We start from the raw sequence: 12,303 nt of genomic DNA, 5'->3' as shown, positions 1-12,303 counted from the left end.
TAATTAAGTTTTTGTGACTGTTGATGGTTTATAAAAAATAAATAAATGCATATCTGTTTCTTAACAAATGAATATCCTAAAAAAGGTTTTCCTCATGGAGGAATTGGTACTTTTGTCAAAACAATGGCTGAAGAACTGGTCAAAAATGATGTTAAAGTATCGGTTATTGGGATTAATTATATTGCAGAAAATGAAAGAGAAGTTCTAAATGGTGTATATGTTTATCGATTGAAGAGAAGCGGTGCAAAAGGTTTTTCTTGGTATTTTAATTCAAGAGCAATCAATAAAGAAATAAAAGAAATTAATAAAAAAGATCCAATAAATATTATTGAAACATCTGAGTTGGGACTTGCTTTTATAGCTAAAATTAAAAATACGAAATACATTATAAGACTTCATGGCGGTCATCATTTTTTTGCTGAAAGCGAACAAAGAAAGATTAATATATGGAAAGGATTTCAGGAAAAAAAATCTTTCAAAAAAGCAGATGGATTTATTGCTGTTTCGAATTATGTGAAAAGCCATACAGAAAAATATCTAAGCTTTAACAACAAGCCTTTGTCTTATATAAATTATCCCGTCAATACCGTTTTTTTTGCACCGAAAGAAAGTATAAAAGAATACAAAAACAGAATTGTTTTTGCTGGAACAGTCTGCGAAAAAAAAGGTATACGCCAATTAATTCAATCTTTTCCTTTTATAAAAAAGGAGTTCCCAGATGCTACTCTTGAAATTTATGGAAGAGATTGGTTTTTTTCAGACGGAAGTTCCTATATTAAAATGCTTAAAGAAAAAGAAATTCCGCATTTGGGGATATTTGCAAAAGACATTTTTTTTCATGGTAATGTTTCATATGATGAGATACCAAAAGCATATTCTCAGGCGGCAGTTTGTGTATTTCCATCTCATATGGAAACACAGGGTTTAGTAGCTCCTGAAGCCATGGCAATGGAAAAAGTGGTTGTTTTTACAAAATTAGGACCAGGTCCGGAAACGATAGAAGATTATAAAACAGGATTGTTATGTAATCCACATGATCCTAATGATATAGCAGAAAAAATCATTTGGGTGCTTTCTAACGAAGAGAATGCAAAAAATATAGGCAAAAATGCACGTGATTTTGTATGTAGAAAATATGGATTAGATAAAATTGTGAGCCAAAACATTGACTTTTATTTTAATAGTATAAAAAACAAATAGAGAATAGCAGAACGAAATCATAAAAAAACTTTGTCTTGGACATATTACATAAAAAAATACTTGAATGATACTTGAATTGCCTAGCTGGTCTTCTCATCATAATATGCTGATTTATTCGGTTTTATTTTATTGTGAAGAGAATAATTTAGATTTCAATATTGTTTTTAGTAATAAGATTATGAATGCTGGAGCGGTTCTCCATGTAAGTGAAGGAAGGATTTTTTTTGATTATTCTGATAGCATTCTATTTATCGATGATCCAAAAAAATATGATTTTTATTTTAAAAGATCTTTGCGGCAAGCAGATTATATAGAAAATGTATATCCACTTAATTTTCAAGTCAATTTTTCGTACAAATCGTTAAGTCTCTTATTAAAGATTAATTTTAAAAGTCTTATCGACAATAGAAATAGAACAGAAGTTATAAGAGGAATAGATTACTTTAATATTGGAACTAATTTGTCGCATAGAGCGATGGATATAAGATATTTCCCTGAGAAAGTAAATGACAACAATGGAAGAATAATTTTCCATACAAGATTATGGGATCCAAAAAATAATTCTGATTTTAAAGAAAAAGAGAGAAGGGAGATTCAGAATGAATTTCGTATAGAAGCTTGTCGAATTATAAAAAACAATTTTAAAAACTCTTCTGTTGGAATATTTCCAGATTCTTTGTCACAAAAAATAGCTCCAGACTTGTTGCTGGATTTAAAAAAAACATCAAAAAAAGAATACTTTAGTTCATTGCTTAAAGCAGATATCGGTATTGCAGACGATGGATTAAAAGATACTCCAGGATGGAAAATTGGAGAGTATTTATTGTTTGGAAAATCTATAGTGTCAACTCCTTTAAATGTTACTATCGAAGAATTTGATGAACACGTGCACTATGAAAAACTAAGTACGAGAAATGCATATAATGAATTGCCAGAAAAAATAGAAAATCTGCTTAGCGAAAAAAAATATCTTGAAATGGGACAGAATAATTTTATTTGGAGCAATCTAAAATTACATCCTAAAAATTACATAAAGAGAATACTATTTATTACGAAATTATAGAGATTGATGAAATTTACCGTTATTACACACGTAATTCATTTAAAAAGAGATAACCAGTATTTTGGTTATGCCCCCTATATTCGCGAAATGAACATCTGGTTAAAAAATGTTGATGAAGCAATAATTGTGGCTCCTCTGGTTAAAGGTGATCCAACAGCAATTGATATAGAATATGGAAATCACGATATTGACTTTTGGAAAGTTCCAAATTTTAATTTTCTAGATATAGGAAATAGTTTTAAGTCACTTTTTAAATTGCCAGTAATTTTTTGGAAGATATTTTTAGCTATGAAAAAATCAGATCATATTCACTTACGATGTCCAGGAAATATGGGATTGCTAGGTTGTATAATGCAAATATTTTTTCCTTCTAAGAAAAAGACCGTAAAATATGCTGGAAATTGGGATCCAAAGAGCAAACAGCCTTTGACTTACAGAATGCAAAAGTGGATTTTAAACAATACATTTTTAACTAGAAATATGCAGGTTTTGGTTTATGGAGAATGGGAAAATCAGTCAAAAAACATTAAGTCTTTTTTTACTGCAACTTATTCGGATAATGAAAAAGAAGCTGTAAAGAAAGATAATAATAGTATAGAAAAGACTTTTATTTTTGTTGGAACTTTGGTTCGAGGCAAAAATCCAATGTATGCAGTAAAACTAGTTGAGCAATTAATTAAAAATGACAATAAAGTGTTGCTTCATATTTTTGGAGAAGGAATTGAACGAGCGAGTTTGGAAAATTACATAAAAAAGAATCAGCTTGAAGAGTTTGTTTTTTTGCATGGGAACCAAAACAAAGATATTCTTAAGCAATTTTATAAAAAGAGTCATTTCGTTATATTACCTTCTAAAAGTGAAGGGTGGCCAAAAGCGATTGCTGAAGGAATGTTTTGGGGATGTATTCCAATAGCAACAAAGGTTTCATGTTTACCTTATATGCTTGATTATGGAGAAAGAGGAGTGTTAATTGACATGGATTTAAAAAATGATGTTTCTAAAATAGAAGTTTTTTTTGACGAAGAAAAGTTCTCAAAAACAAGTAAATTGGCTATTGATTGGTCTCAAAATTATACCGAAGAGATCTTTGAATCTGAAATTACAAAGTTGTTGGTAAAATGAGAGTATTACAATTGATTGATTCTTTAGAGGTAGGTGGAGCAGAACGAATGGCAGTAAATTACGCAAATGCATTATCTAATGAATTAACTTTCTCTGGTTTGATAGCAACTAGAAAAGAAGGAGCGCTTTTGAACCAAATAGGAAAAGATGTATCATTCTTATGTTTACATAAAACCCAAAGAATAGATTTAAAAGCTATTTTTAAGCTAAGAAAATATATAGTTGACAATAAAGTTGATATTCTTCATGCACACAGTTCTTCCTTTTTCATTGCGGTTTTGGTTAAATTAACTTTAGTAAAGGTTAAAATTATATGGCATGATCATTATGGAACACGCGTAGAAGAATCATTAAAAGAGAATAAGGTGTTATTTCTCTTTTCTCTTTTTTTTTCTACAATTTTCGTCGTAAATAATCAATTGAAAGAGTGGAATGAAAGAAATTTACTTTGTAAAAAAGTGATTTTTATTCCAAACTTTACAAGTGACACCAGAGAAAAAAAGCAAATAACGAACTTAAAAGGAAAAGAAGGAAAACGAATTGTTATTTTAGCAAACCTAAAAAAACCGAAGAATCATATTATAGTAATCAAAGCTTATTTTGACTTAAAATTGCAAGATTTGGACTGGAGTCTTCACTTAATAGGAAAAGACTATTTTGATTTCTATTCTAAAGAATTAAAAGAATTTATAAAATTAAATCTTTTAGAAAATCATATACATTTGTATGGAGAAAGAAATGATATTGATAACATATTGTCTCAATCTTCGGTAGGTATTCTAGCTTCTACCAACGAAGGATTTCCAGTAACATTACTAGAATACGCTAGAAGTAGGCTGGCAGTTATTTCAACTAACGCAGGTTTTTGCTCTGAAATTATTCAAAATGACTTTAATGGATTATTGTTTGATCCACAAAGTGATTTGGAGTTAAAAAAACAATTGCAAAAAATTATTAGTAATGAATCTTTTAGAGAAAAAATATCAATTAATTTTAATGTATTTGTTAAAGAAAACTATTCTAAAGAAATTGTGATTGAAAGACTAATAATGGAATATAAAAAAATAAGACTGTGAAACAAGGAATCTCCTATATATATCTAATTATTATCCATATTATAATTGCTTTTATAATGTTTGCGATGCCATTTTTGTCGAAAATTTATGCACTGGTAATTCCTTTAGTTGGTTTTTATATAGTTGTTCGTAATAAAAACCGAAATCATGAGGTTATTCTAGTATCAGCTTATTTGGTAGGCGTTGAGGTTTTTTTGAGGATGACAGGAGGGAATTTGAATAATGAGTTTGTAAAAATGTGTGTGATCATATTTATGTTCTTAGGAATGCTGTATAGAAATTTTGCGGTAAGTTCATTAATTTATGGATTATTTTTATTGTTATTAATTCCTGGTATCTTGGTAGCAACTGATACTGTCGAAATCAATTTTGATACAGATTTAAAGAAAGCTTTAGTATTTAATTTGTCCGGACCACTTTGTCTAGGAATTGCTTCTTTTTATATGTATAAAAGAAAAATTTTGCTTACAGATGTGCAAAAAATTTTAATGATTATGGGATTGCCAATAATTTCTACTGTGATGTATCTTTTCATTTTTAATCCAAGTATTAAAGATGTGGTTACTGGGACTCAATCCAATTTCGAAACCTCAGGAGGTTTTGGACCTAATCAAGTTTCTACTATTTTAGGACTGGGAATGTTTATTTTTTTTTCTCAAATGGTTCTGTTTCCAAAATCAAAAAAAATGATCTTTATTAATGGAATTATTTTTGTTTTTGTAAGTTATCGGGGACTTGCGACTTTTTCTAGAGGTGGAGTAATTACAGGTGTGGTAATGATTGTGTGTTTAATATTTATACTGTATTATTTTTCGAACTCTGCCGGAAAAGCTAAAGTTGGTATAGTACTAGGTTTGTTGTTTTTAGCTTCACTTGCAATTTGGGGGTATACTTCTATGCAGACAAGAGGGCTAATTGAAAAACGATATGCTAATAAGGATGCTAGAGGAAGAGAAAAAGGGGATCGTTTAGGAGGGAGAGAAGCAATTATTGGTGCAGATTATAAATTGTTCTTAGAAAATCCAATTACGGGTGTAGGTGCAGGTATGGGAAAAGAATTACGAAAAGATGCTTTGGCACAAGAGGTAGCTTCCCATAATGAGATTACAAGAATGATAAGTGAGCATGGTTTGTTTGGAATTTTTGGACTGCTGATACTTTTCGTAACTCCTTTTGTGCTATACATTAATAATCGACAGCATTTGTATTTTTTATCTTTCTTTGTTTTTTGGCTGCTTACCATAAATCATGCGGCAATGAGAATAGCTGCACCTGCATTTATTTATAGTTTATGTCTTCTTTCTGTTCAAATAAAAAATCCTCAAAAAACAGAATCCCTCCATTAGGTAAGTTCTTTTTTTATAATACATTTGCCTCAAGTTTAAGCCCCTAACAAACTTTAAAATGTTTTTAAAAAGAAAAATGCATTTCGAAATTTCAGAAAGAAAAGTTCTGCTTTCTCTTTTTGATGCGACATTTATATTAAGTGCTCTGCTTTTACTCAGCTTACTTTTCGACTACCAATATTATGATTTAGAAAATGGTAAATACTTAAAGTCATTTTTATTGATTGGTTATGTTTTTATCTTTGGAACTATTTTCGAAATGTATGATCTTCAGATCGCCAGTAATCACTTTCAAGTTCTACGAAGTGTTGTTCTTACTTCAATTACGGCTGTAACTGTATATCTCTTAACACCGGTTTTATCTCCTGAACTTCCTAAACAGCGATTGGCTATTGTTATTTTTTATTTTGCAGTTTTAAGTTCATTATTGCTTTGGCGTTTATTTTATGTCTATTTCCTTGCTTCGCATCGTTTCTCACAGAATGTAGTTTTGATTTGTGACCAAAATGAAGTTGAAGAATTGGTTACAGGACTGGAAAATGTCGATCCTCATTATAGAATAATTGGTTTTGTGAATTCAGATACAGATTCTATAGAAAATTTTGACTTTCATTATGTGAGAGAAGTTAAAAAGGAGGACTTAGAATCATTTGTAACCCAAAATAATGTCTCTGAGATTGTTATAGCATCACAAAAAACAGACGGTATTACAGCCACTTTGTACCAACAATTACTTCACTTATTAGAAAACGGAAATGTAATTCGCGAATATACACAGGTATACGAGAATAAAATCCAGAGAATTCCAGTGCACTATATCGGGAGAGATTTTTATCGTTTTTTCCCTTTTAGTAGAAGTAATAGTAACAGATTATACTTGCTATTGATTCGAGTAATGGAGTTTTTCTTTTCTTTTGTAGGACTTGTATTTTGTGGCATTTTTATTCCGATAATTGCGATAGGTAATTTCTTCGCCAATAAAGGGAGTCTTTTTTATACACAGGAAAGAGTAGGTAAAAACGGAGTTGTTTTTAAGATTTATAAGTTTAGAACCATGACTGCAAATTCTGAAGCTAACGGAGCTGTTTTTGCAACTCATGATGATAAAAGAGTGACTCCTTTTGGTAAGTTCATGAGAAAATCAAGAATTGATGAATTGCCTCAGTTTATTAATGTTTTAAAAGGGGATATGGCCGTTATTGGGCCAAGACCGGAAAGACCTTTTTTTGTGGAAGAAATCGCCGCAGTAATGCCTTTTTATGAAACACGCCATGTTGTTAAGCCTGGACTTACTGGATGGGCGCAAGTAAATTATTCATACGGAGAATCCATCGATGAAAGTTTGATCAAACTTCAATATGACTTATACTATATTAAACACAGAAGCGTTTTTCTGGATTTAAGTATTACGTTTAAAACTATTACGACAGTTTTATTCTACCGAGGTCAGTAAATTAAATTATAATTGGAATTGGTTTTTTATTACGGATTGCGGTTCTTACTAAAACTACTCCGCTTGTAATAATCAATGGTAAAGTGATAAAGAAATGTGCTTTATTGATTAAAAACAAAAAGTAAATCACTAAAAGCACGAAATTGATTAGCGAAAATCTGTACGTCCATAATTTGTTTTTGAAAACTGAAAACAAAACTAAAAGCAATAATAGCGGACTAAAAAGCAACACATTATAATTCATCGCCAGTTCTTGGTGAAAAGAATAAAATCCCATTACAACAAAGAATATTCCAATCAGAGATAAAATCAAAAGATAGATTTTGTCTACTGTTTTATTTCTTGCTAACACCACAAAGCCCAGAATAAAAAGATATGTGTAAATATTATTCCACAAAGATTTTGGAGTTTCCTTTGTAAATTCTAATAAGGTTTTGGATTTGCTTACTAAAGGTTTATTTTGAAATGTAGTTTTCTCTAAACTGTTTTTCAATTCAAAAGGAAGAAAAATTCGCGTTCCCATTTGATCTACTTTTGTTCCGAAAATGATACTGGTTCCCAATTGATCGTAGAAATGTCCGTCAAAGTAAGGAAATAGAATAGAACGATAGGTTTTGTCTGTATCTCCTTTTTTCGTAATTACATTTTGATTTAAAGATTTATTGATTACGTCAACAACCATCGATGTGCAGTTTTTATCAATAAATTTATAAGTATAATATCTTTCTTCAGAAAATAAAGAGTGATTCAGATTGTCAAATATTTTTTGTTTTAAAGGAAGAGAAACCAGAAGCTCTTGTTCGTAAACACTTCGTTTGTCATTATTATATTCGTTTAAAAAATCGGAAAAAGGGTGTGTGATGATAAAATATTGTAAATCGCCTTTGGCAAATTTGGCAACGAAATTTGGCGTTCTAAAATCAAATGCACCATAATTATAAACAATATCAATGTTGTTTAAAGGATCAAAAACACGAACAGCTGTATGTCCAAAATAAGAATAAGTTTCATTTCCGAGTCCGCACGTTAGAACACTAATTTTAGCATCTTTAGATAAAGGCAGACTCTGGCTAAAACCAATAAAACTTACTAAGAATAATAAAATAAAAAACGCTTTTTTTACTAGTACAGTTTTCATGTTTGAAATTTTTAAAAGATTTTATGGTTTTGTACTTATCTAAAGATTCCTAAATCTACTTTGATTGAAAAAATATTAGAATATAAGGCCGTACTTTGATTTCCTAAATCGGTTAGAGCATAATCAATCTGAATGCCTTTATATTTAAAACCTAAACCAATATTAGGTTGGAAATTAATTTTTTCAGTATTGTCCAATTGTGTTACGTTTTGAAAATTTCCCGCACCAGCTCTTACGAAAACCAAATCGGTATAACCAAATTCAAACCCTAGAGCTGGGTCTATACTTACTACTTTTGATGAAATGATATCATTAGTCTGTTCAAATCTCATGTTGAGATTTGCAGAAGTCAAAAGACTGCATTCGTTATGGAAATCAAATCTTTTTGAAACACCCAATTGTGCTTTTGGTAAAGTAATCTCAGTACTTTCTGGTAATTCGTTGTTTTCTCCCGGAATTGCATTGGCAATTTTTGCATATTCTTCTTCGTCAATATTCCAGACGTTATAAGTGGTTGTAATATCACGAAGCATCAATCCGAATTTCCAGTCATTTCTTTCGAATTGAATTCCAATATCAAACCCAAATCCCCAGGAATTGGCAAATTTTCCAATCACTCTTCGGATTACTTTCGCATTTACCCCATATTGAAAGCCTTCAACGGGAAGTTTTCTGGCATAAGAAAAAGTAAAACCATAATCTGCTGTCGAGAACAAACGAATTCGATTATAATCAATATTTCCTTGACTATCGATTAGCTGAGTGGTGTCCATAATATCATCCACACCAAAACGAATCATCGAAATTCCCCAGGCGCTTCTGTCATCAATCGGACTAGCATAACCTATATAATCATATTGTGCAATATTGGCAAAATAACTCGCATGCATCAAGGCAATTTGATGATCTTCAAGATGTGTTAAACCTGCAGGATTCCAGTAAACAGCATTAACATCATTTGTGAACGAGGTCACGGCACTAGACATTCCAAGCGCGGCGGCATCTACACCAATATTCATAAACTCATTCGAATATTTTCGGACAGTTTGAGCATATTGAGAAGTAAAACTCCAAAATAATATAAATGCTAAAATTCTTTTCAAAAGTTCTTTTTTTACTGACCTGTACAGGTTTTAAATTTTTATCAAAAATAGAATATTTTACTCAGCAATTCAGTTCGTTTATCCAAATATTCTGAAAGTCGGAATCAGAAATAAAAAACTATTAGAAAAACTCGTTTTGCATCGAGTTATTATGCTAAATTTGTTCTCTGCCATTATCAAAATTTCAAACTATGAATATCAAAAAGCACATTCCAAATCTAATTACATTAATTAATCTTTTCTGTGGTTGCGTAGCCATTGTTTATGTTTCTCAAGGCGATTTCTTAATGGCTTTTTATATGGTTTGTTTGGGAATCTTTTTTGATTTCTTTGATGGATTTTTCGCCAGATTATTCAAAGTTTCAAGTCCGCTAGGTTTGCAATTGGATTCTTTGGCAGATATGGTTACCAGTGGTGTCGCTCCTGGTTATGTGATGTACAGTTTGTTTTTAAAAAGTGCTAATCCTCATGATGTAGTTGGATCTGTATTTATCCCTTTTTTAGGATTTATCGTGACTTTGGGCGCTTGTTATAGATTGGCTAATTTTAATATTGATACCCGTCAGACTGATTCTTTTATTGGTTTGCCGACTCCTGCAAATGCATTGTTTGTTTTAAGTCTTCCTTTGGTTATAGAATATTCAAATTCTCTAATGATGTTTGAAATTCTAACCAATTTTTGGGTTTTACTTGTTATTACGTTATGTAGTGCTTATATCATGAATGCTGAAATTCCATTGTTCTCTTTAAAAATTAAAAAGTTCAGTTTCAAAGAAAACGCACTTCAAATCGTGTTTTTGACTATTTCTGTATTGATGGTCATTTTGCTTCAGTATATCGCAATTCCATTGATTATTGTTTTCTACGTTTTATTGTCTGTTATCAATAATTTGTTTTTGAAAAAGTAGTTCTGTTGTAATGGCAAGAAAAACGTCTTATCGTAAAACATATTCCAGAAAACCTGCAGGAAGATCTTTTCTTAATAGGCTTTTAAGAGGGCTTTTGTTGATATTATTTTCACTTTTATTTATTGGAATCATTTACCATTATCGTAAAGGATTGGCCTATTATTTAGGTTTTAAATCGGAAAAGGTTTTAGATGAAGATGCCGTAGATAAACACCTTTCGGATGTACGAAACATTCGCGTTCTCGAAAATCATAAAGGAAAAGTAATTGGAATCGACGTTTCTGAATTTCAAGGAAAAGTAGATTGGGAAGAAGTCGAAATTCTGGACGAAAAATATCCTGTTCAGTTTGTGTTTATTCGTGCAACAGCAGGAAATGATCGTGTGGACAGACAATTCAAAAGAAATTGGGAAGGTGCAAAAGAAAATAAAATCATGCGCGGTGCCTACCATTATTATCGTCCCAACGAAAATTCTATAGAACAGGCCAATCTTTTTATTAAAACAGTAAAATTGCAAAAAGGAGATCTACCTCCTGTTTTGGATATCGAAAAATTACCCAAAAACCAGCCCTTAGACAGTTTGAAAAAAGGATTGAAACGTTGGTTGAATAAAGTAGAAAAACATTATCAGGTGCGTCCAATTATTTATTCGGGAGAAAGATATTATGCTGATTTCTTAAAAGAAGAATTCGGAGATTATTTATTCTGGATAGCCAATTATAATTTCTACAGAGAAAAAATTGAAGATGATTGGCTGTTTTGGCAATTTACAGAAAAAGCTTCTTTGCCTGGAATTAAACATCGTGTTGATGTCAATATTTACAACGGCGATTTAGAGCAATTGCATTTTATTACGGTGGAATAGTTTTCAGTCGCAGTCTCAGTTTTCAGTGTTCACTGAGACTGCGACTGAAAACTTTTTTAAAACTCAAGTTTCTTTTTACGTAACTCGAAGTTTTGTCCCAGATACACTCTACGAACCATTTCGTCTTCGACCAATTCTTCTGGAACTCCAGCTTTCAGAATTCCTCCTTCAAACATTAGATATGTTTTATCTGTAATGGCTAAAGTTTCCTGAACGTTATGATCGGTAATTAAGATTCCGATATTTTTATTTTTTAGCTGGGCTACAATTCTTTGGATGTCTTCAACCGCAACCGGGTCAACTCCGGCAAAAGGCTCATCCAATAATATGAATTTTGGATCGGTTGCCAATGCACGTGCAATCTCAGTACGACGACGTTCTCCTCCCGAAAGTAAATCGCCTCGGTTGGTACGAATATGTTCTAAACTGAATTCTTCAATTAAACTTTCCATTTTAGCGATTTGAGCTTCTTTAGAAAGTTTTGTTAATTGTAAAACACTCAGGATATTATCTTCAATACTTAATTTTCTAAAAACAGAAGCTTCCTGTGCTAAATAACCAATTCCTTGCTGTGCACGTTTGTACATTGGATAATCGGTAATATTCAAATCATCAAGAAAGATATTTCCCTGATTTGGTTTTACCAATCCCACAATCATGTAGAAAGACGTTGTTTTTCCAGCTCCATTTGGCCCCAAAAGACCCACGATTTCTCCTTGATTTACCTCAACAGAGATTCCTTTTACAACACTTCGTCCTTTATAGGTTTTGATTAAATTATCGGCTCTTAGCTTCATTTTTTTTAATTAGATAATTTGATAATGTGCCAATTAGGCAATTTGACAATGAGATAATTTTTTTTAAAAATAAATCATAATCAATTTTATAATTTGATTTGAAAGGCAAAATAAATTTAAAATAATCAATTCGGTAAATCAATTAACAAATTATTGCATTTTCAAAATTTAGAATTTGTATTTCAGAATTAAATAATTAGAGTATTTTAAGAGAAATTATCTAATTATCAAA

The 12,303-nt window shown here is 31.0% G+C and carries 11 protein-coding genes; 8 read left to right on the top strand and 3 right to left on the bottom strand.

The window, feature by feature from the left end; translation table 11 throughout:
- Positions 1–45 precede the first annotated feature (45 nt).
- From BM289_RS19060 to BM289_RS19035, 6 genes are all read left to right on the top strand, one after another.
- The gene (locus BM289_RS19060) at positions 46–1,200 is read left to right on the top strand and encodes a glycosyltransferase family 4 protein (RefSeq protein WP_091496518.1); all 1,155 of its coding nucleotides are present in this window, start codon (positions 46–48) and stop codon (positions 1,198–1,200) included.
- Between the two features lie 64 nt (positions 1,201–1,264).
- Positions 1,265–2,263 (top strand): hypothetical protein, encoded by a 999-nt coding sequence (locus tag BM289_RS19055; RefSeq protein WP_091496516.1) that lies wholly within the window; start codon positions 1,265–1,267, stop codon positions 2,261–2,263.
- Positions 2,264–2,269: 6 nt separating this feature from the next.
- Entirely contained in the window at positions 2,270–3,385 is a 1,116-nt protein-coding gene (locus BM289_RS19050) for a glycosyltransferase (protein ID WP_091496514.1), read from the top strand.
- The gene (locus tag BM289_RS19045) at positions 3,382–4,461 is read left to right on the top strand and encodes a glycosyltransferase (RefSeq protein ID WP_091496513.1); all 1,080 of its coding nucleotides are present in this window, start codon (positions 3,382–3,384) and stop codon (positions 4,459–4,461) included. Before BM289_RS19050 ends, BM289_RS19045 begins: the two co-directional genes overlap by 4 nt.
- Positions 4,458–5,807 (top strand): O-antigen ligase family protein, encoded by a 1,350-nt coding sequence (locus BM289_RS19040; RefSeq protein ID WP_244165416.1) that lies wholly within the window; start codon positions 4,458–4,460, stop codon positions 5,805–5,807. Before BM289_RS19045 ends, BM289_RS19040 begins: the two co-directional genes overlap by 4 nt.
- A gap of 58 nt (positions 5,808–5,865) precedes the next feature.
- The gene (locus BM289_RS19035) at positions 5,866–7,260 is read left to right on the top strand and encodes a sugar transferase (RefSeq protein ID WP_091496509.1); all 1,395 of its coding nucleotides are present in this window, start codon (positions 5,866–5,868) and stop codon (positions 7,258–7,260) included.
- A 1-nt stretch (position 7,261) separates the two neighbouring features.
- Here the strand turns inward: BM289_RS19035 and BM289_RS19030 are convergent, their stop codons facing one another.
- Both BM289_RS19030 and BM289_RS19025 read right to left on the bottom strand, forming a co-directional pair.
- On the bottom strand, positions 7,262–8,398 hold the full coding sequence (locus BM289_RS19030) for a lipoprotein N-acyltransferase Lnb domain-containing protein (protein ID WP_091496507.1): 1,137 nt from the start codon (positions 8,396–8,398) through the stop codon (positions 7,262–7,264).
- Between the two features lie 35 nt (positions 8,399–8,433).
- The gene (locus tag BM289_RS19025) at positions 8,434–9,501 is read right to left on the bottom strand and encodes a putative type IX sorting system protein PorV2 (RefSeq protein ID WP_449404155.1); all 1,068 of its coding nucleotides are present in this window, start codon (positions 9,499–9,501) and stop codon (positions 8,434–8,436) included.
- A gap of 191 nt (positions 9,502–9,692) precedes the next feature.
- Between BM289_RS19025 and BM289_RS19020 the strand changes: the two genes are divergently transcribed.
- On the top strand, positions 9,693–10,409 hold the full coding sequence (locus BM289_RS19020; protein WP_091496504.1) for a CDP-alcohol phosphatidyltransferase family protein: 717 nt from the start codon (positions 9,693–9,695) through the stop codon (positions 10,407–10,409).
- A gap of 10 nt (positions 10,410–10,419) precedes the next feature.
- Complete coding sequence (locus BM289_RS19015; protein ID WP_091496502.1) at positions 10,420–11,274, top strand: glycoside hydrolase family 25 protein; 855 nt, start codon at positions 10,420–10,422, stop codon at positions 11,272–11,274.
- Positions 11,275–11,330: 56 nt separating this feature from the next.
- Here BM289_RS19015 and lptB read toward each other — a convergent pair whose 3' ends face one another.
- On the bottom strand, positions 11,331–12,071 hold the full coding sequence (gene lptB / locus BM289_RS19010; RefSeq protein ID WP_008464443.1) for an LPS export ABC transporter ATP-binding protein: 741 nt from the start codon (positions 12,069–12,071) through the stop codon (positions 11,331–11,333).
- Positions 12,072–12,303: the final 232 nt, after the last annotated feature.

This window comes from Flavobacterium phragmitis (assembly GCF_900112575.1).
Taxonomy (GTDB): Bacteria; Bacteroidota; Bacteroidia; order Flavobacteriales; family Flavobacteriaceae; genus Flavobacterium; species Flavobacterium phragmitis.
The sequence above is the reverse complement of the archived record's forward strand: the minus strand, read 5'-3'. Positions and strand labels throughout refer to the sequence as shown.